The organism is Olivibacter sp. CPCC 100613 (assembly GCF_036959255.1).
In the GTDB taxonomy this organism is placed as follows: Bacteria; Bacteroidota; Bacteroidia; order Sphingobacteriales; family Sphingobacteriaceae; genus Olivibacter.
In genome coordinates, this window is the sequence record NZ_JAWMTI010000010.1 from 53,804 (window position 1) to 77,048 (window position 23,245).

General features: G+C 38.8%; 20 protein-coding genes and 1 tRNA gene. 11 read left to right on the plus strand and 10 right to left on the minus strand.

Annotated features, from left to right (window positions below):
• The first annotated feature begins 401 nt into the window (after nucleotides 1-401).
• Nucleotides 402-474 (plus strand) — tRNA-Lys (locus RYH73_RS22985).
• A 467-nt stretch (nucleotides 475-941) separates the two neighbouring features.
• On the opposite strand, the gene rsgA is transcribed toward RYH73_RS22985, so the two are convergent.
• The 6 genes from rsgA to RYH73_RS23015 all read right to left on the minus strand — a co-directional run bounded on the left by rsgA (nucleotide 942) and on the right by RYH73_RS23015 (nucleotide 9,821).
• The gene (gene rsgA / locus RYH73_RS22990) at nucleotides 942-1,994 is read right to left on the minus strand and encodes a ribosome small subunit-dependent GTPase A (protein WP_335315837.1); all 1,053 of its coding nucleotides are present in this window, start codon (nucleotides 1,992-1,994) and stop codon (nucleotides 942-944) included.
• A gap of 206 nt (nucleotides 1,995-2,200) precedes the next feature.
• Nucleotides 2,201-3,838 (minus strand): amidohydrolase, encoded by a 1,638-nt coding sequence (locus RYH73_RS22995; RefSeq protein WP_335315838.1) that lies wholly within the window; start codon nucleotides 3,836-3,838, stop codon nucleotides 2,201-2,203.
• A gap of 80 nt (nucleotides 3,839-3,918) precedes the next feature.
• Nucleotides 3,919-7,197: a S41 family peptidase gene (locus RYH73_RS23000; RefSeq protein ID WP_335315839.1), complete on the minus strand. Its 3,279-nt coding sequence runs from the start codon at nucleotides 7,195-7,197 to the stop codon at nucleotides 3,919-3,921.
• Nucleotides 7,198-7,297: 100 nt separating this feature from the next.
• A complete protein-coding gene (locus tag RYH73_RS23005) occupies nucleotides 7,298-8,062 on the minus strand; it encodes a class I SAM-dependent methyltransferase (protein ID WP_335315840.1) in 765 nt (254 codons plus the stop codon).
• Between the two features lie 99 nt (nucleotides 8,063-8,161).
• On the minus strand, nucleotides 8,162-9,247 hold the full coding sequence (locus RYH73_RS23010) for a S1C family serine protease (RefSeq protein WP_335315841.1): 1,086 nt from the start codon (nucleotides 9,245-9,247) through the stop codon (nucleotides 8,162-8,164).
• 13 nt (nucleotides 9,248-9,260) lie between these two features.
• Nucleotides 9,261-9,821 carry an RNA polymerase sigma factor gene (locus tag RYH73_RS23015; RefSeq protein WP_335315842.1) on the minus strand — a complete coding sequence of 187 codons (561 nt, stop codon included), beginning with the start codon at nucleotides 9,819-9,821 and terminating at the stop codon, nucleotides 9,261-9,263.
• Between the two features lie 303 nt (nucleotides 9,822-10,124).
• Between RYH73_RS23015 and RYH73_RS23020 the strand changes: the two genes are divergently transcribed.
• The 3 genes from RYH73_RS23020 (at nucleotide 10,125) to RYH73_RS23030 (ending at nucleotide 12,573) form a co-directional block, all read left to right on the plus strand.
• Nucleotides 10,125-10,382 (plus strand): hypothetical protein, encoded by a 258-nt coding sequence (locus RYH73_RS23020; protein ID WP_335315843.1) that lies wholly within the window; start codon nucleotides 10,125-10,127, stop codon nucleotides 10,380-10,382.
• Nucleotides 10,383-10,581: 199 nt separating this feature from the next.
• Nucleotides 10,582-11,919, plus strand: a complete 1,338-nt coding sequence (gene purB, locus RYH73_RS23025) for an adenylosuccinate lyase (protein WP_335315844.1) — start codon at nucleotides 10,582-10,584, stop codon at nucleotides 11,917-11,919.
• A 99-nt stretch (nucleotides 11,920-12,018) separates the two neighbouring features.
• Nucleotides 12,019-12,573, plus strand: a complete 555-nt coding sequence (locus RYH73_RS23030) for a NifU family protein (RefSeq protein WP_335315845.1) — start codon at nucleotides 12,019-12,021, stop codon at nucleotides 12,571-12,573.
• A gap of 58 nt (nucleotides 12,574-12,631) precedes the next feature.
• On the opposite strand, the gene RYH73_RS23035 is transcribed toward RYH73_RS23030, so the two are convergent.
• Both RYH73_RS23035 and RYH73_RS23040 read right to left on the minus strand, forming a co-directional pair.
• On the minus strand, nucleotides 12,632-13,426 hold the full coding sequence (locus RYH73_RS23035) for an inositol monophosphatase family protein (protein WP_335315846.1): 795 nt from the start codon (nucleotides 13,424-13,426) through the stop codon (nucleotides 12,632-12,634).
• Complete coding sequence (locus RYH73_RS23040) at nucleotides 13,419-14,597, minus strand: prolipoprotein diacylglyceryl transferase (protein ID WP_335315847.1); 1,179 nt, start codon at nucleotides 14,595-14,597, stop codon at nucleotides 13,419-13,421. The genes RYH73_RS23035 and RYH73_RS23040 overlap by 8 nt, the downstream gene beginning before the upstream one ends.
• Before the next feature lie 112 nt (nucleotides 14,598-14,709).
• Here RYH73_RS23040 and RYH73_RS23045 point away from each other — a divergent pair, with 112 nt between their 5' ends.
• The gene (locus RYH73_RS23045) at nucleotides 14,710-14,928 is read left to right on the plus strand and encodes a hypothetical protein (protein WP_335315848.1); all 219 of its coding nucleotides are present in this window, start codon (nucleotides 14,710-14,712) and stop codon (nucleotides 14,926-14,928) included.
• Nucleotides 14,929-14,979: 51 nt separating this feature from the next.
• On the opposite strand, the gene RYH73_RS23050 is transcribed toward RYH73_RS23045, so the two are convergent.
• Nucleotides 14,980-16,266 (minus strand): citrate synthase, encoded by a 1,287-nt coding sequence (locus RYH73_RS23050; protein WP_335315849.1) that lies wholly within the window; start codon nucleotides 16,264-16,266, stop codon nucleotides 14,980-14,982.
• 120 nt (nucleotides 16,267-16,386) lie between these two features.
• On the minus strand, nucleotides 16,387-16,917 hold the full coding sequence (locus tag RYH73_RS23055; RefSeq protein WP_335315850.1) for a DUF3347 domain-containing protein: 531 nt from the start codon (nucleotides 16,915-16,917) through the stop codon (nucleotides 16,387-16,389).
• A 196-nt stretch (nucleotides 16,918-17,113) separates the two neighbouring features.
• On the opposite strand from RYH73_RS23055, the gene RYH73_RS23060 reads away from it, so the two are divergent.
• The 6 genes from RYH73_RS23060 to RYH73_RS23085 all read left to right on the plus strand — a co-directional run bounded on the left by RYH73_RS23060 (nucleotide 17,114) and on the right by RYH73_RS23085 (nucleotide 23,232).
• On the plus strand, nucleotides 17,114-17,479 hold the full coding sequence (locus RYH73_RS23060; RefSeq protein WP_335315851.1) for a BlaI/MecI/CopY family transcriptional regulator: 366 nt from the start codon (nucleotides 17,114-17,116) through the stop codon (nucleotides 17,477-17,479).
• A 191-nt stretch (nucleotides 17,480-17,670) separates the two neighbouring features.
• Complete coding sequence (locus tag RYH73_RS23065) at nucleotides 17,671-18,945, plus strand: M56 family metallopeptidase (RefSeq protein ID WP_335315852.1); 1,275 nt, start codon at nucleotides 17,671-17,673, stop codon at nucleotides 18,943-18,945.
• 257 nt (nucleotides 18,946-19,202) lie between these two features.
• Entirely contained in the window at nucleotides 19,203-19,991 is a 789-nt protein-coding gene (locus tag RYH73_RS23070; RefSeq protein ID WP_335315853.1) for an enoyl-CoA hydratase/isomerase family protein, read from the plus strand.
• A gap of 114 nt (nucleotides 19,992-20,105) precedes the next feature.
• On the plus strand, nucleotides 20,106-20,678 hold the full coding sequence (locus RYH73_RS23075; protein ID WP_335315854.1) for a TetR/AcrR family transcriptional regulator: 573 nt from the start codon (nucleotides 20,106-20,108) through the stop codon (nucleotides 20,676-20,678).
• 32 nt (nucleotides 20,679-20,710) lie between these two features.
• Nucleotides 20,711-22,042, plus strand: a complete 1,332-nt coding sequence (locus tag RYH73_RS23080) for a TolC family protein (RefSeq protein ID WP_335315855.1) — start codon at nucleotides 20,711-20,713, stop codon at nucleotides 22,040-22,042.
• Between the two features lie 17 nt (nucleotides 22,043-22,059).
• Entirely contained in the window at nucleotides 22,060-23,232 is a 1,173-nt protein-coding gene (locus RYH73_RS23085) for an efflux RND transporter periplasmic adaptor subunit (RefSeq protein WP_335315856.1), read from the plus strand.
• Nucleotides 23,233-23,245 lie beyond the last annotated feature (13 nt).

Below are 23,245 nucleotides of genomic sequence, written 5' to 3' on the forward strand. Positions count from 1 at the left end.
AGGCCTCTTGAGCGGGTTAGTGTCTGGATTAAGGGAGCGAAAAATCCCAGCGGGATCACAAAGCCTCAACAAAAGTTGGGGCTTTTGTCATTAAGCTGGGAGGCGAACGAAGGGTTGGGTAGGTTCGAACGCCGAAGGCTTCTTGAGCGAATTAATGTCCGGAATGTGGGCTAAACAAAAGCTTGACAGGCTTGGCTCCATTACACGTTTACATGATTAAAAAATAACGAACTGATACTTAGTGTATAGTTGAAAAATGTTGTTTTTTTTGTTTGAAAATTTGGTGCATATGGATAAAAAATATACCTTTGCACCCGTCAGCAGTTCAGAAATGAAATAAAATTCTGAAAAATGAAAGTTGATAATATTTAATTTTTAATTAGGTATTTAAACAACGATAGGATTCCGTAGCTCAGCTGGTAGAGCAATACACTTTTAATGTATGGGTCCTGGGTTCGAATCCCAGCGGGATCACAAAGCCTCAACAAAAGTTGGGGCTTTTGTCGTTAAGCTGGGAGGCGAACGAAGGGTTGGGTAGGTTCGAACGCCGAAGGCCTCTTGAGCGGGTTAGCGTCTGGATTAAGGGAGCGAAAAATCCCAGCGGGATCACAAAGCCTCAACAAAAGTTGGGGCTTTTGTCGTTAAGCTGGGAGGCGAACGAAGGGTTGGGTAGGTTCGAACGCCGAAGGCCTCTTGAGCGGGTTAGCGTCTGGATTAAGGGAGCGAAAAATCCCAGCGGGATCACAAAGCCTCAACAAAAGTTGGGGCTTTTGTCGTTAAGCTGGGAGGCGAACGAAGGGTTGGGTAGGTTCGAACGCCGAAGGCCTCTTGAGCGGGGTTAGTGTCTGGATTAAGGGAGCGAAAAATCCCAGCGGGATCGCAGATGGTGAAGGTTAATACAGGTGTTCCCTTATTAAACCGGAACACCTGTATTGAATAGATTAACGTTTTTTTAATCTCTTAGCCTCTTCTGAAATTTTAGCAAAAGACTTATCCCTTTTGCGTTTTTCATATTCAGAAGCAGAAAAGTACCAGGATTCTTTTCGTAATTTGAGATAGCTATTGTACACGTCCAGTTCTAAAAGGCCGTTGTTGACGGCTTCGATAACTTTACAACCAGGTTCATCAACATGTTTACAATCCTCAAAACGACAGGATTCTGCAAAATCAGAAACCTCGAATATGGTTGCTAATGTTTCCGAACTATCGGAGGCTAGACCAAATTCTCTGACACCTGGTGTATCTATCAAGATGCCATTATCTTCCATCAATACCATTTCCCTTCGCGTTGAAGTATGTCGCCCTTTACCTGAAGATTTGCTTATCTCAGACGTAGTCAAAACTGTCCGTCCACACAGTGCATTGATCAACGAACTTTTCCCAACCCCCGATGATCCCACAAATACGATCGTTTCACCCCGTTTGATTGATTCTCGCAGAGGAAGTATAGTTTCAGGTAAAAGGATGCTTGTGAAAAATATCGGCATTTGATGACCCATATGTTTTAGCGATTCGTCTATTTGCCGGCGATTAAACGACAAATCAGATTTAGTTAGAACCAATATCGGTTGAATATTCCCTTCTACTATCTGCACCATAAAACGTTCCGTCCGACGAATACTAAAATTAGCATCAAGGCTTTGTACGATGAATGCCTTGTCAACATGGGATGCAATAGCTTGCCTGTCTGATACAGTGCCACTCTTTTTTCTGTATAAGGTATGTTTACGTGGTAAAATATCAACAATTATCCCTTTGTTATCGTCAAAAGGTTGAAAGATAATCCAATCGCCTGTACATGGAAGTTCAGATGACGGCCTCCCATAAAGCACATTACCAGCTAGTTCGCACAACAGTCGACCGCGCTCGGCAATAACTTCATAATTGGTCTTGTTCACGGCAGTAACTCGGCCATGAAAAAGATGTTTGTATTGTGAAATTTGTTTGAGTTGGAACAGATCGTCGTTCCAACCATATGATGATAGGCTATTCACTGCTTAATAGTTTAAAATGATGAAATAAAATGATTAAATCCTCTTTTATCCGAATGGTTTGTTACATATAAATCACCTTTGGCAAGGTAGTGATTACCACGCCTATGATTTTAGAAACAAGTCACCCGGAATTAGGCAATCATTCCAGTCGTTACACTACAATATGTGAATAGTTGCTTTTGCATAGGCTGTAAAGATAAAAAAAATTAGTGAACTCTTATTCCGTTCACCCAGGTTTGTCTTATTTTCGTGTTCCTTATTTCAGGCAATGGAATCTTCATAATATCTTTTTCCAGCCAAATAAAATCAGCTTGCTTCTCCTTTTCGATGCTTCCCTTTCGGTCGTCCTGAAAACATGCATAGGCAGCCCATCGCGTCAATCCCATCAGTGCCTCCTCTCGTGTTAAAGCGCTCTCGACCTGAAACCCACCTTCCGGTTTTCCATTTTTATCTGTTCGGGCTACAGCTGCATGAAATTGGTAAAGTGGATTTATATCCTCCACCGGAAAATCACTTCCTAATGCCAAACTGCCAGCAGCACGCAGTAATTGTTTGTAAGCATAAGCGTAACGCAATCTATCATTTCCTAATCTATCTTTTGCCCAATACATATCCGAAGTAGCGTGGCTTGGCTGCACTGAAGGAATAAGACTAGCCGAAGTAAATAAAGGGTAATCGTCGGGTTGAACAATTTGAGCATGTTCTATACGCCAACGTTTCGTATTATTGTTTTTGAGGTATTTATTGAAGGTATGAAGAATGAAGCGATTGGTCGAGTCGCCGATAGCATGCACATTAACTTGAAAATCAGTTTGTGCTAATTCACGTATTATTGTATCCAATATGGCTGGTTTTTGCAACAAAAAACCTTGTTGCGTTGCTGCATCGCTATATGGATGTAGCAGACAAGCTCCTCTAGACCCCAATGCGCCATCCGCAACAATCTTAAATGAACGCATCGTTAATTGTCCGTGTTGATACATTCCTTTCTTTACGACATCGCGGAAAGTGGCGGTGTCGAGCATGGCCATGGCATACTCTCCTATTCGTAATCTATTTTGCTTATATAGTTTTTTCAGTAAATCGATCTCTTCGATAGACAAACCAGCATCGCCTAAACTTGTCAAACCTACGGAAAAACAAGCCTTCTCCGCTTCTAATAGCAGTTCTGTTAACTGTGCTTCGGAAGGAAGCGGTATTTTTTGTTGTACCAAATCCATCGCATTATCAATAAGAACACCTGTCGGCATATTCCCCTCTCTTACGATTAAACCACCTACTGGCTGATTTTGAAGAGAAATATTTGCTAATTGAAGTGCAGTGTTATTTGCTAAAGCTGCATGTCCATCAATCCTGCTTAAATAAACGGGTACATCCGGAAAAACTGTATTTAGCTCCTTGTTATCAGGAAAGTTCTTGTTGGTCCATAAATTTTGATCCCAACCATGTCCGATAATCCAAGCATCTTTTGGAAACTTCATGCGAAATGTTTTCACTCTTTCAATGACCTCTTCCATAGAATTTGCTCCAACCAAGTTGACTTGATGTAATCCGTGTGCTAAGGCAAAAAAGTGACAATGGGCATCGTATAAGCCCGGATAGACTGCTTGATTTTTTGCATCGATTACATGTCTGCTTTCATATCTGCCCAAAATAGATCGATTTGAACCAATATCCAGAAACTTTCCATCTTTTACCGCAAATGCTTGCTGCACCGAGCATGTGCTATCTACTGTGTAAATGGTAGCGTGATGAAGAATCAAATCGACCTGTTCTTTTTGTTTGCAGCATACAAAAAGAGATAAGCATGTAAAATTTATTAGGAGCGCGCTCAAGGTCTTCATAATTGGTGAAAATTTGTTTATAAATATAAGACTTCCAGCAGTTATCTCGTGGAAGTCCTATATTTTAAAGCGAAATTAAATTACTGGAGAAGCTCTTTTATAGCTCTTTCCAATTGCGGGTCCTCTCCTTTTAGAAAAGCTTCATAAGGAAGCCTAACCATAATATCCGGTTCAACTTGAAGATTTTCAGTTGGCCGATTCTCTTTTCCGATCGTAGCGATCATCGGTATGCCAAATATTAATGTAGGATCTATTTGCGTCTCCCACCAAACGGCTGTACCCGTACCAGGTACCGGCATGCCAATCAGCTTGCCTAAACCATTTTGTTTATAAATATAAGGAAAGATAAATGCATCGCTGTAGTTCCCTTCACTCATTACGACCGCACTGGGTTTGCTCCATCGACTTCGTGGCTCACCACCTTTTAACGTATTTCCCTGTGGCGAAAATTTCAGGTATTCTTTTCCACTTAAAAATGTATTCAAATCGTCGTGCAGCCAACCGCCACCATTAAATCTGGTATCGACGATGAGTGCCTCTTTCTCTAAATTTTCACCCATTACACGATCATAAACTTCTCTGAAACTTGCATCATTCATTCCTTCCACATGTACGTACCCGATTTTACCATTGCTTACTTTGTTCACATATGCTTTCCGGCCATTGACCCAGCGTTTATACATGAGGGGGACTTCATCAGATATGCCGATCGGTTTAATCGTTTCCGTGAAGAAATTGCCCGCTTCATTTTTGCCATGAATGCTCACATACTGACCGACTTTCCTGTTTAGGAATTTGGCCCAATCCGCGCTATCATCAATAGTATTTCCATCGATCTCCAATATAATCGTTCCTTTTTCAATTTTCGATTTGGCATTGGCAACGGGCCCGCCCTGAATCACCTCTGCAACTTTCAATCCCTTTCCCATATAGGTCTCGTCATATAGTAAACCGAGGGAAGCGGTAACGTCCGGATTTGAATATCGAGGAGAGAAACGTCCTCCCGTATGAGAAGCATTAAGCTCTCCCAATAATTCGCTTAGGAGTTCTTGAAAATCAAAATTGTTATTAATATGCGGCAGGAACCGGGCATAGGTTTCATAATAGCCATTCCAATCGATACCATGTAAATTCGGGTCGTAGAATTTCTTTTTCACTTGCAGCCAGGCATGATTGAAAATATATTCCCGTTCAGCACTAGCGTTCAGTTCGAGTTCGCCTTTTGTATTAAGCGGAGTAATCTTTCCCGTTGCGGCATCAACTTTTACCAAGGCTCCACGATTTACAACGAATAGGTTTTTTTCGTCTTTGCTCATCTCAATGCCACTTGGCGAACCGGACAGTTTAGCGAGAATCTTCGTTTGATTTGTTCTCGGTTCAGTTATCCATAAATCGTATCCTTTTTCAAAGGAGGCTAAATAGAATAGTTTACTCCCGTCTTTTGTGAGGGCATAATCGCTAATGGACGAACTGTTAATGGTCAGTCTAACTTCTCGTTCGCGTAAATCCTCTATGTTTAAATGAAGCACCTCCCCATCTTCTTTCTTTTTATTTTCATCACTTTTCTTGTTGTTTTTAGGTTCTTTTTGATTGCCATCTTTTGCTGCTTCCTCCTTTTTTGCTTTATCTTCTTTTTCTTTTAGGAGGCCAAACTCATCTTTGGTTAGTTTAAATCTATCATAGTCTTCTTGGTTAAAGAAAGCACCGAAGACATCTAGCTCCTGACTCCCTTGTATAGCTAACGATTTTCTGCCATAACGACCACTTAACCAAGTGAGCATCTTTCCTTCCATCTGCCAACGGGCACCATTTTCACCAAAGCCGGTAAGAAGCGGGTACTTTATTTCTGCAGTTCCATCAGCTTTAACCAGAGCTGCATTAGAATTGAAAAAATACCCTCTTTGATCATCCACCAATAACCATTTGCTATCCGGACTCCATTCAAAACCCCAGTCGCCATCTGCATAGGAATGATTATGCCCTTGAGGAAGCAACTCAATCGTTTTTTTGGTGCTAATATTGTAAACCTTTAAAACGTTCCTTTCTTCGATATAAGCAATAGATTTGCCGTCAGGAGAGAACTTAGGGGCAAAATTATCTGTTTTACCGACAATGAGGGCCTCCTCTTTCAGAACCGTTGCGTTAAAGAAATAGGGTTCATCTTTGCTTATAATGGAGCTTTGATAAATACCCCAGCCATTTTTTCCCCGTTCAGCAGCATAGATCAACGTTTTTCCATCCGGTGACCATTTGACCATTCGTTCTTGATCAGGTGTATTGGTAATCCGTTTAGTAAAATCACCTTCAACACTTGTAACAAATAGCTCGCCCCTGCTCACGTAGGCGATCTGTTTACCGTCCGGGCTTAACTCGAATTGACTGATTTGTCCGTTTAAAGGCGTATTGCTAGCCAATGCATCACCATTATCTACGGCTATGGTAATTTCAAGTTTTTTGGGTTCAGCACCTTCTTTTAAAGTGTAAATAGAGCCGTCCTGTGTAAAAGCTAAGGTATTATCATTTGAAACACTGAGATGACGCACCGGATTTTTGGTAAAATGCGTTAACTGCTGATCAGCAATGCGTAACCGGATTCCCTTCTTATAGAGATTTAAGTTTCCGTCCTTTTCATTTAGATAATACACGAACTGTCCGTCGTTACTAAAAACAGGTTCTCGATGTTCAATTTCCTCACTTGTTAAAGCTTCATAGGTATTGCTTTTTAGGTTGTAAAGCCATATATCACGTGTTACAGAAGAGGTATGATGCTTTCTCCAAGGATCTTCGTATCCTTTTCGATCTTGAAAAACCAGCAAACTTCCGTCGCCGTTAAAATGGGCGTTTTCCATCCCTGCAGCGCTCACAAGTATCGGTCGACCGCCATTTATAGCTACACGATATAGATTTTGGAACAATCGTAGGCTTGGAAAACGCGAGCTTTCGGCAGGTGCTTGCCGAGCACTCCCAAAGATCACCTCCTTGTTATTGATACTAAAATCATAGGGATAATCGTTGGCACTATTATAGGTCAGACGCGTCGATTTCCCACCATTGGCAGGCATTACATAAACGTCAAAATTACCATTTCGATCATTTGCAAAAGCGATAAACTGACCATCGCGACTCCAGACGGGCATCATACTATGTGAGCTGCCGACAGTCAGGGCGGTGGCTGTTCCCCCACTTGCATTCACACGATATAAATTACCTTGGTATCCAAAAACAATGCTTTTTCCGTCCGGCGAAATAGCGGGATATCTGAGCCATAATGCCGCTGATTGGGCATGACTTTGATAGGAATAACTCAGAAAAAAAAGTACGACTACTAGAAATTTTAGATTGATTAAACGTTTCTCCATGTGATTCTTATATTGATTAATTAGTATCACAAACTTAGAGAAAATTGTTAAGACGACGAATTGTTAAAACGCAACTTTGTAACGTTTTTGATGTGGATAGTTATAGTAATCCCATAAACAATTTCGTTTTGTATGAAAGACTGATGATCTCGTTAGTAGAATATTTATCAAACAAAGTCTGCAACCTAGCTTTCATTTCAGGTGTTTTTTCATGATCTTCATTGGGCATGTAAGAATAGGAAAGCGTTCTACCTACTAATTGGTCAAATGTCAGGTAAGTATCATATACAAATAAGTGCTTTTCCAGGCTATTTGGACGAAAGAAATTCGCGAGGTTGTTACCACGTGATTCTCTTTTCTTAACCTCTTGATAATCTATTGAAAATTCGAGAATGAATTCTTCATACTCTTTTTCAAAAGCTGTTTCGGCACTTCGGATATTCCATATAATGGCTGCTTTTCCCTGCTTTTTCAATATTCGTCCGAATTCTCGTTTCGCTTTCTCGGTATCGAACCAATGGAACGATTGTGCACATACAATAAGATCAACGCTATGATCGGCCAAACCTGTTGCTTCCGCTGTCGAATTTTTTATGGAACAGTTTTTAAATTTTTGCAGGGTTTCGATGGCTTTCTCCCGCATTTCGTCATTCGGTTCAATTGCAATAATCGTACAGGCCCATTTCACAAGTTCTTCGGTTAGTATACCGGTACCTGCGCCAAGTTCCGCAATGACACTTTGTTTATGGAGTGAATTATGCTCGTAAATGAATCGTAATAAGGCTTGGGGATAGCCGGGTCGATATTTATCGTAGTTATCGGCGCGTAAGTTAAAACGGTCAATATTCCGATACTTTTGATCCATAAGTCTTTTATCTAGTTTTCTAATATAGGGAAAATAAAACAAAAATGGCTTTCACTCTTCATGAGGAAAGCCATTTTTGTTTTATTTTTTGTTCAGGTATTAATATACTTTAATCATGTATATATATTCCTGTACCTTTTTGATTTGCTCAGTGCGACTCAAATTAGCAAGTGTATTCTTTTTATTCAATGTTAATTTTTTTTCCAAACTATCTTCGGGGATAGATGCAAGCGCTTCCAGAACATAATTTGATTTGATCGCGAAGGCCGCACCATCGGTTTCTGTTTGCTTACTGTTGATAACACCTATTATATTACCTCTATTATCCAGTACAGGTCCGCCACTGTTACCGGGATTGACAGGAATAGAAACCTGATAAGCAACGGTGTCACCACTATATCCCGTATTACTGCTTAGATACCCCCTACCATACACCGCTTCTTCTCTAGGAAAACCGATCGTATACACATCTTCACCTATATCGGCCGCATTTTGTTTAAACGTATAAGGTAAACTTCCCGACTCTTTAAAATCTTTATCGATGATTTCCAATACCGCAATATCGTAGGCAGGATCTGTATAAATGACTTTTGCTTTATATGAATTGCCTGTGTAATTCTGTAAGTAAACTGAATCTGCGTCCTTGATCACATGAAATGTCGTCATCACATAGCCATTGGACGATAGTGCGAAACCTGTGGCACCGTAGTGACTAGGTGTGCCAATCCCGCTTTTACCTTTATTGATGTCTTTGATCAGCGCATTTTGAGCTTTAACATTTTGTCTGATACTATTCATGTCACGCCGTAAAGCAATATACTGTGAAGTACTGTCTTTTGAATAGAACCCCGTAAGCCACAAGGTTGTGAAAACAGCAAGAAGTGCAACAGAAGCAGCTACCAAGGAGTTTATCTTATATTTATCCCACAAGCGTATAATAAGTGGTTTTTTCGGAACCACCTCTTCTATATTAATTGTTTCATGAATAGCATTAAGCTTATGTTGCAAATCAACCCGAGCTCCATAATGCTTCATGTTTTCAATAAAGGCTTCATGCCCGTCAAATTTCCTACGGGCTTCCGCATCATTCAAAAGATGATCTTCGAATATTTTTTTTTCCAAAGCATTCATTTCACCCTTTAAGTAGGCTTCAGACTGATCTAGAAAATCTCGTTCACTTTTCATCGTTTATTAATAATTAACCAAAATAAAGCTTTTTTAACCGCTGTAGACATTTATATTTCTGATTCTTCGCGTTGTCGGTATTCGTATATCCAAATTTTTCGCTGATATCCTGCATGTTCATATTGTGGATATAAAAATCCTCAATTATTGTTCTACAAGGCTCACCAAGCTTCTTAAGCGCATCCTCCATCATGGAAAATTGCTTGTCCCGCTCTTTATGTATTTCGATATCTTCTTCTACAAGAACCCTTTCCTCAAAATCATCTAAACGAGTATATACTCCTTTTTTTGCAAGCTTTTTAAGCCAAAGATTTCTACTGACCGAATATAAAAATGTCTTAAGTTTGCTGTTGAGTGCAAAACTACCGCTACAGACTTTTTCATATAAAATAATGATACTTTCCTGAAATATATCTTTTGCGTCATCAATATCACCGCCATTATTAATAATCAAACGAGCAATTGTTGGGAAGTTTGTTTTGTACAAACTATCTAAAACATCAGTATCTCCTTTTAAAATCCCTGCCAGTAACTCGTTTTCGTCAGATGGTGTATGTCTTTTTTCTTTACTCACTAGTTAATACGTTAAAATGCAAATAGTAACCCAATATTCGTGTTTTTTTTGTGCGTTTTAGCGGTCATAAGATCTCGCTTAAAGCGAACCTATTTTTATAACTGTTTCATCGGTTACTTTAGTATTGGCCTTAGTGGCAGTTGCAAGATGCAAAAGTACAGAAACTAAGGAAATAAATGGCAAATAGTATTCGAAGATCGATCCCTCCGCAAATTCTATTTGTATTTTTCTAAAATATCATCATCTTTGCAGCCGCGAAAAAAGAAATATTTTTTTTTAAAATGTTGGGTTACCTTTCAACATATGCGGTATAAAGAGGTAAATAAACAATTTTTATTTAATCAGAAAAGAAAATTAACAATGAAAAATTTATTCAAATTCGGTTTTTTAGGTTTAGCTTTAACGTTAACTGTTGCTGCTTGTAACTCAAACTCTGGTGAGGGATCTACTGAAGAAACAACTGATACAACTACCGTTGTTACTCCTAGCGAACCAGATACAACTGTTATCACTACAGATACAACTGTAACTGCTGACACTACAGTTAAAGAAGCTCAGTAATTAAAACTGAAATAAAAAAACGTTCCTACCGACAAAGTAGGAACGTTTTTTTTTAAAAGGATTACCTTTCGCACCGATCATCTCAACGGCATAATTTAAATTTTCCAGACGCCTTTGCCTAAAATGTCCTGTTCTCACAAATGGACAAATGCAATATTTTTTTAACTTTGCGCTTTTTAACCCGACATATTTCATAAACATGAGTTTATCTCCACTTACAGCAGTTTCACCAATAGACGGGCGTTATCATAGCGCAACAAAAGATCTAGCCGCTTTTTTTTCAGAGGCTGCTTTAATAAAATACCGTGTATTTGTAGAAATAGAATATTTTATTGCATTAACCGATACGGGCATATCCCAATTAAGTCGTTTATCAGATAAAGTGGCTTTACGGTCCATATACGAAAATTTTTCCGAAAGCGATGCGCAGCGTGTTAAAGACTTGGAAAAAACAACTAACCACGATGTGAAGGCTGTAGAATATTTTATTAAAGAAAAATTCGATACGCTTGGTTTAGGAGATTCAAAAGAGTTCATCCATTTTGGGTTAACATCGCAAGATATTAATAACACAGCCATTCCTTATTCATGGAAAGAAGCATTCAACAGTATATATTACCCAAGTATTAATGAACTTATTAAAGAGCTTGAAGGAATGGCTGAAGAATGGAAAGCGATACCCATGCTGGCAAAAACACATGGACAACCCGCTTCACCAACACGTTTAGGCAAAGAGGTAGCTGTATTTGTTGAACGATTAGGTGTACAGTTGAACCAATTGAAAGCCGTTCCTTTTTCTGCCAAATTTGGCGGGGCAACCGGAAACTTTAATGCACACCATATCGCCTATCCCGCCAACGATTGGGTTGCCTTTGGCAATCACTTTGTGAATGATGTATTAGGCCTTCACAGATCGCAGAAAACAACTCAAATAGAACATTATGATAATTTTGCGGCGCATTGCGATGCGCTAAAGCGGATAAATAGCATTTTAATCGATTTATGCAGAGATATTTGGACTTATATTTCAATGGATTATTTTAAGCAGCAAATTATAGCGGGTCAAATTGGATCTTCTGCTATGCCACATAAAGTTAATCCGATTGATTTTGAAAACGCAGAAGGTAATTTAGGGCTAGCGAACGCCTTATTTGAACACCTGGCTGCCAAGCTTCCGATTTCCAGATTACAGCGTGATTTGACAGATTCAACCGTATTGAGAAATATAGGGGTTCCTTTTAGTCATACGCTCATCGCTTTTAAATCAATTATACGTGGATTGAAAAAGCTAATATTAAACGAAGATGTGATTCAAGCCGACTTGGAAAAGAATTGGGCTGTTGTCGCAGAAGCTATACAAACGATATTGAGAAGAGAGGGATATCCGAAGCCTTACGAGGCATTGAAAGATTTAACCCGTACAAACAATGCCATTAACCAAGAATCAATAGCGGCCTTTATTGATACCTTAGATGTCACCGATTCGCTCAAAGAAGAGCTCAAGGCTATCACCCCATGGAATTATACCGGGGTTTAGCTAAGTCAACTTTGTTATCTTACGATAATAAGTATGACGTACTATTGACTTCATGTCCTTTATATTTTTGTTAGCTTTGCATAATTAATTTAAATAAAAATGGCCACGATCAACGTATATACAGAAAGTACCCCAAATCCGGCAACGATGAAGTTTCTGGTAAATAAATTATTGTATAATGGAAGTCTGGATTTTCCCGATAGGGAAAAGGCCCAGAGTTCACCATTTGCTCGGGAGCTTTTCAAATTTAACTTTGTCAATGGCGTTTTCTTTGCCAGTAATTTCGTTACCATTACAAAATCTGAAGATAGTGAATGGGAAGATATCCTTCCGATATTAAAAGATTTTGTAAAGGGTGCGGTTGAATCTGAATTGCTAATACGTGAAGTCGAACATGATGAAAATGTAGTTTTTGAAGGCAGCGAAACTGAAAAGAAAATACAGCAAGTATTACATGACTATGTTCGTCCAGCTGTAGAACAAGATGGAGGTGCAATTGCTTACAAGTCTTTTGATGAAGGTGTAGTAACCGTTGAGCTACGTGGATCATGTAGTGGCTGCCCTTCTTCAACAATCACCTTGAAGGCGGGTATAGAAGGCCTTTTAAAACGGATGGTTCCAGAAGTTCAAGAAGTTGTAGCCGAAGCCATGTAATGGCACGAAAATGTAGATATTTTAAATAAAAAGGCTCAGTTATCAACACTGAGCCTTTTTATTTAAAATATGTTTGTACAGCGGTCAATACAAGTTTGGTTACCTCTACATTACCTGCTATGACGGATCTCTTATCGAGCATTTCCCGGCTTCCCTCAAAGTCATAGGCGCTACCTCCTGCTTCTTTAACCAGTAATAAACCTGCAGCCATATCATAGTCATTAAGATTATATTCAAAAAAACAGTCAAATCTACCCATAGCAGCATAAGCTAAATCAAGGGCTGCCGAACCGATTCGCCTAATACCACGACATTGTTGCATTAAATGTTTAAGTAAATTAATATACTGATCCTGGTACTCAAACTTGTAAAAAGGGAAACCCGTTGCAAGCAAGGAGTCGGTTAATGTTTTAGCAGTTGAGACCTTGATCGGATGATCGTTTAAAAAGGCTCCTCCATTTTCAAATGCATAATAACATTCATTACGCGTGACTTCATAAACAACTCCAATAATAGGTTCACGATTACGAGCTAGGGCAATACTGACACAATAGGCTGGAAGGTCGTGAATGAAATTGGTGGTTCCATCTAGTGGGTCTATTATCCAATTATAAACTTCGCCCCTCTTCAAAATCGTTTTCTCCTCGGTAATAAATCCAGCGTCCGGTATTAAGTCTTTTAACCTTTCTACAATAATAAGTTCAGCACCCTTATCTACGTAGGAGACCAGATCGTGAAGTCCTTTTTGTTCAATTCTACTTTTATCAAAATTTAATCGCTCTTGCCTTATAAAGGCTGCGGCTTCGATCGCTATCGATCGTACTTGTTCGGTGAGTTGAGATAGATTAAGCATATTTTTGAGTCATAGAATAAGAAGCTTTTTGCGCTTTGGATCTTGTATAAAAAATACCGATAAATCCAGTTACAATCATTAAAAGGGAAATAAATTCAGCTTGCGTGAACGATACACCCAATAAATGGTATTTGGAATTTACCCTGATTAATTCTATTGAAAAACGTTCAATACCGTTCAATATAAGGTATATGGCAAAGAGCATTCCCATTGCATGCACACGGCGTCTTATTGTCCAAAGTAGTGCAAAGAGAACACAACACATTAAAAACTCATAAAACGATGTAGGATAAACAGGTAAAGGCAACTCATGACAAAATTTACCTTCACAGTTCATGATGGGCACGCCTTCGTTCATTACATTATGAGGAAATTTAAATGTCCAAGCCCAATCGGGAATCCATTGAAGGCCTGCTGGTTTTGCATGTAAATTTTCAATGCCCCAATCACCATCGCCTGAAAGTTGACATCCCAAACGTCCAACGGCATAGCCTAACATCATACCTGGAGCACCTATGTCAAGCATGTGAAGGGGGTGTATCCCCAATTTCCTTGTATAATAAATTACGGCGAGGCCGCCAACTATAACACCTCCATAAAATGTGAGGCCGTTAAAGGACAAAAGGCTTTCTACCGGATGGCGTATAAAGTCATCCCAATACTCTAGATTGTGAAACAACTTTGCTCCCAGTAACCCCCAAATTGCAGCCCGAGCCAAAATTTTACCCATGAATTCATAGGGGTGCACATGATGCGTTTCAATTTTCTTTTCCGGAAGCTGTTGTTTTTTCTTATCGTTATAGAGCCAATAAGCAAATAGAGCACCAAGTAAAAGCCCGCCTATTAACGAACCCTTCGTGGACAATAATAAAGCTTGCGGATTGTCAACTAACTCGACATAATGAAGTGCAGCGTATATCAATTTGAAACCGATAATAAATCCGATCAACGCATTCATCAGTATCTCGATCGGCTGCGCAGGTTCTCCTACCGTTATTTCTTGCTTAACTGGCTTAATTAGGCCTTGTTGTTCTTTCCGTACAAATTCAATTTTAAAAATATAGTAGGCCAAGAGAAAGGCAAAGCCAACAAACAGGCCAAATGTTTGGACTGGTAATGGAATGTAAATTCCAAAAAGATACGTTATAAGATGAGACAAGGTAGGAAACATAAAGTTAAAGATAATTTTTTTATGCAAGATTCGAAAAAAGGAACGATATCTCCCCTAGTATCCAAACTTAAGTGCTAATTGTATGTTATTCAGTTAATCAAAACAAAAGTGAATGAAATCAATAGGGATTATACTCATAATTGTGGGTGCAGCGATGTTGATCTGGACAGGATTTAGCTATACCAAAAAAGAAAAAGTAGTGGATGCAGGACCTATAGAAATCAATGCAGATAAAGAAAAGCAGGTTAACTGGCCTCCATATCTCGGAATTATTTTAATCGGTGGGGGAATTATTGCTTTGGTTAGCCAAGTAAAAAAAAGTGGGAAATAATAAAGGGGCCTTAGCCCCTATTATTGATTTCACAATTAAACCATTGTTCATTTATCTGTTGCTCATTGCTACAAAATTACGTTTAGGGTGCCCGGTGTAGATTTGACGTGGACGACCTATCGGTTCCTTATTGGTACGCATTTCTTTCCATTGCGCGATCCAACCAGGCAAACGACCAAGTGCAAATAGCACGGTGAACATATCGGTCGGAAAGCCTAAAGCTCTATATATAATACCCGAATAGAAGTCAACATTTGGGTACAATTTGCGATCTACAAAATAGGGATCGTTCAAAGCCGTCTCTTCCAGTTTCTTCGCGATATCCAACACAGGGTCCTGTACGCCTAAACTATTTAAAATATCGTCACAAGCCTTTTTGATTATTTTAGCACGTGGGTCAAAGTTTTTATATACGCGGTGTCCAAATCCCATAAGGCGGAAAGGATCATTTTTATCTTTTGCTTTTGCAAGCCATTTTTCTGAATCACCGCCATCATCTTTTATTCGCTCCAACATTTCTATCACAGCTTGATTAGCTCCTCCGTGAAGCGGGCCCCATAGCGCAGAAATGCCTGCTGAAATTGAAGTGAAAAGGTTGGCATTGGAAGAACCAACAATCCTAACGGTTGAGGTAGAACAGTTTTGTTCATGATCAGCATGTAGAATAAGCAACTTGTTCATCGCCGATATGACAATTGGATCGATTTCAACTTCTTCTGTTAATTGACCAAAGGTCATATTCAGATAGTTGCTTACATAGTCTAACTTGTTTTTAGGATAGATAACGGGATGCCCTAAGGATTTCTTATAAATCCAAGAAACGATCGTCGGGAATTTCGCAAGAAGTTTAATGATCGTCAGGTTGTCTTCCTCCTCCGAAGCATCGGGATTAAGTGATTCCGGATAAAAGGCTGACAGCGCACCTACCAAAGCTGAAAGTTGTCCCATCGGATGGGATTTAGTGGGGAAACCTTCGAAAAATTTTTTCATATCCTCATGAATAAGCGTATGGCGGCCAACCTTATTCTGAAAATCGGTGAACTCCGCTTGCGTAGGCAATTCACCATATATTAATAAATATGCTACTTCTAAAAATGTCGATTTTTCTGCCAGTTCTTCAATTGGATAGCCTCGATAACGGAGAATACCTTCTTCACCGTCCAGGTATGTAATAGCACTTGTTGTAGCACCGGTGTTTTTAAAACCCGGATCAAGCGTTATAAATCCTGTCTCTGCTCTGATTTTTGAAATATCTATTGCTTTCTCATTTTCCGTACCTGTAATAACCGGTAACTCTACCTGCTTATCTCCAATATTTAAAGAAACTTTTTCTGACATAATGATTCTATGGTTTGTAACAAAACTAAAAAAAAATGGCTTAAAACATAGGGAAACCTATAAATATTTCAATTTATTTACGATAAATTAATTTGCGATGACACGGTTTTGTCTCTGTTTCTACTTAATTTCCTGTGTGACAGTTCCGCAGGTTAACATTTCTTCACCAAAGTAGGGATTTTTTATCTCAGAGCTTATAGAAAGCCAATCTCCCCCCTCCTTATTGTTATACATTGGGCAATGAATCACATAAATTCTACCTGCACTTAATGAAGGACGCTGGTACATGGCGATTAAATCCTTACTTATGGCAGCAAATGCCGAACGTTGTAAGGCTAAATCTGTTGAGTTGGCGAGCTCCTGCGCTAAAATGGCTGTATTCTCGCAACCATGTATTCCTTTTAAACTTTCGGAAAGTTTATCGGAAGCTTCTCCCGCCAATTTTGGATCAGAGGCAACCAAAGCGTCTTTTACTTGAATGTAAGCAGCAAAAACTTTTGACAGCGTATCGTTCTCAAGGACAATGCCCTGCTCACTGATCTTTACTGTATCAGCCTCCTGTGCATTCTTCTTATTGCTGCTATTACAACTAAGAAGTAATATGATCAGTGTTATATAAAATAGCGCGCTTATTTCTTTTCCTGGTTTCATATGATCAATTCTAGCTTAATTCCTCTATGCTCTTAACATATAGACAAGATACAAGTTTCATTTTCACTTAAAACAATTATCCCAATGAAAAAGTCAAATATAAACATTTTGCATCCGACTCGCAGATCAGTTATTTTAAATAATATTTGGAAATATCTACGAATATTTCGTAGTTTTACGAAACAAACATAATTATATGGAGAAGCTTAGTATTCAAGAAGAAGAAGCCATGCAGCTGATTTGGAAAAATAGTGGGGGTTTTGTAAAAGAATTGCTGGATAGCATGCCTGACCCCAAAATCCCTTATACCACATTGGCGTCTACTTTGAAGAATTTAGAACGCAAGGGTTTTGTTAAATCTGTAAAATATGCTAATGCCTATCGATATGAGCCGGTTGTTAGCGATCAGGAATACAAACGAGGATTTATGAACGGGTTCGTTAGCGAGTATTTTCGTAATTCGTACAAAGAGCTTGTCTCCTTTTTCGCGAAGGAGGAGAAAATTAGTGCACACGAATTGAAAGAGATTATTAAAATGATAGATGAACAAGATAAAGACTAGCTATGCCTGAATGGATCGACTATTTATTAAAAGCCAATTTATCAATTGCCTTGTTTTATACGGGCTATTACTTGTTTTTACGGAAGCTCACCTTTTATCGCCTAAATAGATATTATTTGATTGTCGGGCTCTTATTTTCTGCTCTCTATCCTCTCCTGGATCTTTCATTGTTTTTCGTTAAGGAGAATTCCATGAAAAGAAGCGAAATACAAATGATGACTTGGGATGATTTGGTGACAACAGTGCCACAGAAAGATAGTTTCTGGATGGCAGTTACCATTCTGTTTTTATCTATTGTTCTTATTCTAATATCAAGATTTTTCATTCAATTGATTAGTTTATTGAAGATTCATCGGAAATCCGAGATCGCAATTTTTGAAAGTTTTTGGTATCGCCAAATTTGGTTGAACATTTCCCCCTTTTCATTTTGGAAATCCATCTATTTGAATCAGTCGCTTCATACCGAAGATGCTTTAAGGGAAATCCTGAAACATGAAACCGAGCACGTTAGACAATTACATACTATCGATGTACTATTTGTGGAAATCCTTACCATATGTTGTTGGTTTAATCCAGCCATTTGGTTAACTCGTTCGGCAATCAAAGAAAACCTAGAATTTTTAACTGACCATAAAGTTCTTGAGAGTGGCGTAGATAAGAAAAAATATCAATATAGTCTTATTGATCTGACAAATCGGACTGTTTCTCCTGAGCTTAGCAATTATTTCAACTTTAACGCCTTAAAAAAAAGAATTATGATGATGAACAAGAAAAAATCTTCACCGCTGCACCTAGGCAAATATCTCTTCATTGTCCCTGCAGTGACCATTTCAGCGATGGTATTTACGGTAAGCAAGGCTTATCAAGAAGATGGAAATTTAATCCACTACAATTTACCCGATAGCGTGGCGCACACCGATAACATTACCTTAAAAGGAGATGCCGTCGGTATTACAATTAAAGAACCAAACCGCTCCAATAAACCAGTATCTCAAACCGCGAATGAAAAGGGGCAGGCACGGCCCTTGTATGTATTGGATGGAAGCGTAATGAAAGAAAATGAGGACCTTAGCATGATTGACCCGAATAGTATAGCCAGTGTTGAGGTGTTGAAGGATCAAACAGCAACTAGTTTATACGGTAATAAGGGTGAAAATGGTGTCGTTTTAATTACGACCAAAGTTAAAAAATCGAATGCTGATCTTGATCTTCAGGCAAAAGGCAGTGAAGTCGAACCAGCACCTAATAAAATTCAACCATCCACTATTAAAATTAAAAAGATAACTTCTGCCGATGATAGTCAGGTTAGCACTTATCCTGAAAATGTTACTTATACGATAGACGGACAACTTGCCGATAAAGAATCAGTCGCATTATTAGAATCAGAACACATCGAGTCGATAAACGTGGTAAAAGATAAAGCAAACGGGACAGGAACCATACATATAAAGACTAAAAAGAAATAGCAACAATCAGTCCTAACCAATGTCAATCCCTTAAACGAGTTTAAGGGATTTTTTGGTTTCTGTCGAGCTATTTTGTTAAGTTTGTTATTCATAAGAAAGAGCGAATGTTACGATGCGTTCTTTCAAAAAGCATAACCAATGAATTATGTATAAATAATGTTATGACAATTCTTTAGTGATTATTAGTTAGCGGAGATTTACAATACTATCCCTCATATTAATACTTGAAAAAGAGCTGTATTAAATAGAAAGACACAATGAATAAAGGAAAAGACGAACGCGGCGATATTACCATGATGGTCAATGGAAAAATAGCAACGGTGAGCTTTTACCATCCAAGTCATAACGCACTCCCTTCCTCCCTGCTTCGCAAGTTGGCTGACTCCATCAACCGGTTGGGTAAGGACAAGGCTATTCATGTTATTTTGTTAAAAAGCGAAGGAGAGAAAACATTCTGCGCAGGTGCTAATTTTGATGAATTGTTGACTATTAGTAACGAAGATGAGGGAAAACTTTTCTTTTCAGGTTTTGCCAACGTAATTAATGCTATCCGCTTAGCTCGGCAACCCGTTATTGGTCGAATCCAAGGCAAAGCAATTGGGGGTGCTGTAGGTTTGATTGCAGCCTGCGATTATTGTTTCGCTACGATAGACGCTTCCATTAAGTTGAGTGAATTATCGATTGGAATTGGTCCTTTTGTCATCGCTCCTGCTCTGCAACGGAAGATTGGGCTAAGCGCCTTTACTGAATTAACCTTTAATCCTTTAATTTTTAAGAAGGCAGGGTGGGCACTTGAAAAAGGACTCTATCAGTCGGTACTGGACAGCATTGAAGCCATGGATAATTCCATAGACGATTTTTGTAAGCAGTTGACCAATTACTCCTCCGTAGCACTTTATGAAATAAAAAAAAACCTCTGGCGTGAAACCAAACACTGGGATTTACTGTTAACATCCCAAGCTGAAATAAGTGGTAAACTAATTGTAAACAAAACAACAAAAGAGACTTTAAGTACGGTTAAATTCGGCAATAAGCCTGTTAAGTAACAGATTAACATGGCCAATTGTAAAATCAGTATCATATTTCGGTACTTATTTTTTGCATAATATCGGGGTAACAAATAATTAGTACTTTTGCTCCCGAATAAACGTTCGATTGAATTGGAAAATACATCAGAGAAGAAGCAGGTTATACTAGATAACATGCTTGAGTTGATCGAAGAGCACGGTTTGCTCGGTGTTCCGATGAGCATGCTTTCAAAAAAAGCAGGCGTTGCGGCGGGAACGATCTATCACTATTTTGATTCAAAAGATACGATTATTTTAGAGTTATTTGATTATGTAAGGAACAGCATTTCAGATGAAATCTTCAGAATAAAAGATCGCTCAATGGATAATTATAGCGAACGATTTAAAGGCATATGGATCAATTTGTTTCAGTACTTCATCAAATATCCGAAAGTACTATCTTTCATGGAGCAGTTTTTTTCCAGCCCCTTTCAGCGGATGGTACAATCGACAGAGAGTCAGTTTTATGAAGATAATTTTTCCAGTTTCTTTGCAAGCGGAATAAATGCCGGTTTTATAAAAAAATATGAAATCCATATCGTAAGTTCGGTCTTCATGGGCGGATTGATAATTGCCGCTAAGAAACAGAATAACGGTTATCATAACTTTACGGACAGTGAATTAAAAGATATGGCGACCATTATGTGGGACGGTCTTAAAATTTAGTTAATTACCAACAGATAGTTTATAAATAACATATGAAGTATACCTATTTAAGTTTATTGATTTTGTTGCTTACGGGCTTTAGTACCAAAGCACAAGATACGACGAATGTTAGTAACAACATTTCGCAAAATGCCACTTTGCAGGAATGCATTGACTTTGCTTTGAAGAATCAGGCGAGCGTTCAACAAGCTTTGATTGATGAGGAAATTGGCAAGAGAGATATTGCATCTGCTCTATCGGGTTGGTTTCCACAAATAAGTGCTAACGCTTCTTATAATTATAATATCAAGATTCCTACAAACGTAATCGGCGATCAAGTAATTCAATTTGGTCAAAAACACACTTCTGCGGCGGTTCTTCAAGCAGATCAAAAGATTTTGGATCCATCTTTATTACAAGCTTCTAAAGCAGCTAAGTATGTTAGGTTACAGAATGCGCAGAATACGGAGAACAGTCGAATTAATATCACGGTGGCAGTTAGTAAAGCCTTTTATGATGCGTTGACCAGTGAAGAGCAGATAAAAATTATAGACGAAAATATCGCGAGAACCAAGAAACAATTAGCGGATGCAAATGCGCGTTACGAAACCGGTCTAGTCGATAAAACGGATTATAAAAGAGCACAGATTACTTTGAGTAATACCGAGGCCGAGAGGAAACGTACCGTAGAAATGCTTAAATATAAATATGCCTACTTAAAAGAGCTGATTGGCGTGGATGTGAATCAACCGCTAGATTTGTCCTACGATGGAAAGACAATGGAAAACGAAATGTTGGTGGATACGACGCAGATCTTGCAGTTTGAGAGCCGCATTGAATTCCAACAATTATTGACGCAGCAGCGTTTGCAACAAATTAATACACAATACAATAAATGGACTTTTTTACCGAATTTATCAGCTTTTTATAACTATGCTTGGGATTGGCGAACCAATAATGGATTTTCTAGCTTGTATGACGTAAGCTATCCACGTTCGGTTTTTGGCGTGACCCTCTCCTTCCCTATTTTCCAAGGAACAAAACGTATACAGGAAATTAAAAAGTCAAAATTACAGGAAAAGCGTATCGATTGGGATATTACCAATTTAAGAAATCAAATCAATACACAACATCAGCAAGCGCTGGCTACCTATAAGGCGAATTTAAATGATTGGAGAACTGCCAGGGAAAATGTTGAGCTGTCTAAGGAAGTTTATAATACCATTAAGTTACAGTACGATGAAGGAATTAAAACTTATTTAGATTTAATGACCGCGGAAACAGATTTGCGTACTACTCAAATAAATTATTTAAATGCCTTATATGCAGTCCTATCTGGTAAGCTAGATGTACAACAGGCTCTTGGTAATATCTCTTATAAATAGCAATAAATCGAAATAACATGAATAGAAATTTAATACATTTTTTAGCCGTTTTATCTGGAAGTTTGGTATTATCTTCCTGTGGCAATAAGAATCAGCAAGGCCAGCAACGACCTGGTGCCGGTGGACCAGTTCCGGTTGCTATTGCATCCGTTCCTGAAGAGATTGTGAAAGGAATAAATAACTTTCCGGGAACGGTTGTAGCACTTAATCAAACTGAACTACGGGCAGAAGTGAATGGTTATGTTACAGCGATCTTAGTACAGGATGGCGCGACTGTAACAAAAGGGCAAAAATTATACGAGATTGACCGTACCCGTTATCAGGCAGCACAAGAACAAGCCAAAGCTAACTTAGCAATAGCGGAAGCTAACTTAAATAAAGTAAATAGAGATGTGGAGCGTTATAAACGCTTAGCCGAGCAGGATGCAATTGCCAAGCAGACGTTGGATTATGCAATGACTGACTTAAATAATGCGCAAGCACAGGTAATGTCTGCAAGAGCTGCCTTAACTTCAGCAAGTACTGATTTGGAGCGTTCGGTTATTCGAGCTCCTTTCAATGGAACTATCGGTATTTCGCAAGTTCGTAGTGGCGCTTTAGTATCTGCCGGTACGACACTGATCAACACCATTTCATCTACTAATCCGATTGCTGTGGATTTCGCCGTTAATGAAAGAAACATCAAACAATTTGTAGATCTACAGAACAACAGTGCAGCTTCGTTAAAAGATTCGGTTATTACCTTGCAGCTGTCCGGTAATAATACGTATGAAAAACCAGGAAGAGTAAGCGCTATTGATCGCGCTGTTGACCCCTCTACAGGAACAATCACTGTAAGAGCATCCTTTGATAACCCTAACAATGTTTTAAGAGCAGGGATGAATGCAAATGTGCTGGTAAGTAGTAATTCTACTACAAAGCTACCGGTTATCCCCTATCAAGCTGTCATCGAACAACTCGGTGAATTTAAAGTATATGTAGTTACGGACAGCAGTACCGTAATTCAGCAATCCGTAAAATTGGGTCAAAAAATAGCTGATAAAGTAGCGATTAATGAAGGACTAAAAGCAGGCCAGCAAATTGTTGTTGAAGGAACACAAAATCTTCAACCGGGTGCTAAGGTAGTAGACCAAAGCAAAATGGAGACGCAAGCTCCTCAAGGTCAAGAACAAGGTTCAAGTAAGAAATAGTTTATAATAAGCG

Coding starts and splice junctions, on each gene's coding strand:
- RYH73_RS23040 (WP_335315847.1), bottom strand. CDS start 14,597: ATGTTTCCTACCTTGTCTCATCTTATAACGTATCTTTTTGGAATTTAC.
- RYH73_RS23000 (WP_335315839.1), bottom strand. CDS start 7,197: ATGGAGAAACGTTTAATCAATCTAAAATTTCTAGTAGTCGTACTTTTT.
- RYH73_RS23060 (WP_335315851.1), top strand. CDS start 17,114: ATGGAGAAGCTTAGTATTCAAGAAGAAGAAGCCATGCAGCTGATTTGG.
- RYH73_RS23030 (WP_335315845.1), top strand. CDS start 12,019: ATGGCCACGATCAACGTATATACAGAAAGTACCCCAAATCCGGCAACG.
- RYH73_RS23085 (WP_335315856.1), top strand. CDS start 22,060: ATGAATAGAAATTTAATACATTTTTTAGCCGTTTTATCTGGAAGTTTG.
- RYH73_RS23020 (WP_335315843.1), top strand. CDS start 10,125: ATGCGGTATAAAGAGGTAAATAAACAATTTTTATTTAATCAGAAAAGA.
- RYH73_RS23055 (WP_335315850.1), bottom strand. CDS start 16,917: ATGAAACCAGGAAAAGAAATAAGCGCGCTATTTTATATAACACTGATC.
- purB (WP_335315844.1), top strand. CDS start 10,582: ATGAGTTTATCTCCACTTACAGCAGTTTCACCAATAGACGGGCGTTAT.
- RYH73_RS23065 (WP_335315852.1), top strand. CDS start 17,671: ATGAAAAGAAGCGAAATACAAATGATGACTTGGGATGATTTGGTGACA.
- RYH73_RS23010 (WP_335315841.1), bottom strand. CDS start 9,247: ATGAAAAGTGAACGAGATTTTCTAGATCAGTCTGAAGCCTACTTAAAG.
- RYH73_RS23035 (WP_335315846.1), bottom strand. CDS start 13,426: ATGCTTAATCTATCTCAACTCACCGAACAAGTACGATCGATAGCGATC.
- RYH73_RS23080 (WP_335315855.1), top strand. CDS start 20,711: ATGAAGTATACCTATTTAAGTTTATTGATTTTGTTGCTTACGGGCTTT.
- RYH73_RS23050 (WP_335315849.1), bottom strand. CDS start 16,266: ATGTCAGAAAAAGTTTCTTTAAATATTGGAGATAAGCAGGTAGAGTTA.
- RYH73_RS22995 (WP_335315838.1), bottom strand. CDS start 3,838: ATGAAGACCTTGAGCGCGCTCCTAATAAATTTTACATGCTTATCTCTT.
- RYH73_RS23045 (WP_335315848.1), top strand. CDS start 14,710: ATGAAATCAATAGGGATTATACTCATAATTGTGGGTGCAGCGATGTTG.
- RYH73_RS23005 (WP_335315840.1), bottom strand. CDS start 8,062: ATGGATCAAAAGTATCGGAATATTGACCGTTTTAACTTACGCGCCGAT.
- RYH73_RS23070 (WP_335315853.1), top strand. CDS start 19,203: ATGAATAAAGGAAAAGACGAACGCGGCGATATTACCATGATGGTCAAT.